This window comes from Corynebacterium sp. UMB10321, from assembly GCF_030228725.1.
GTDB lineage: Bacteria > Actinomycetota > Actinomycetes > Mycobacteriales > Mycobacteriaceae > Corynebacterium > Corynebacterium pseudogenitalium.
In genome coordinates, this window is the sequence record NZ_JASOZC010000065.1 from 1 (window position 1) to 251 (window position 251).

The window sequence follows — 251 nt, forward strand, 5'->3', positions numbered from 1 at the left end:
TGTCGGTTGCGGCGTTGTTTTTGTTAATTATTATGGCAAAAATAAACACCAAACAGTCGTGGGTGATCACGCGTTTATTGGCTCTGCAACGAACATTGTTGCGCCAGTCACGATTGGTGATCATGCGGTGACTGCTGCTGGTTCAACCATCACAGAAGATGTCCCTTCAGAAGATTTGGCGATTGCCCGGGCACGTCAAGTGAATACAGAAGGCTATGCTAAAAAGTTACCTTACATGAAGGATTAACCTC

At 45.4% G+C, this 251-nt stretch carries 1 protein-coding gene; it reads left to right on the top strand.

Annotated elements, in window-relative coordinates; translation table 11 throughout:
• Positions 1–247: DapH/DapD/GlmU-related protein (locus QP752_RS11320; protein WP_284805551.1), on the top strand; the 247-nt coding region annotated here is incomplete at its 5' end.
• Between the last annotated feature and the right edge of the window lie 4 nt (positions 248–251).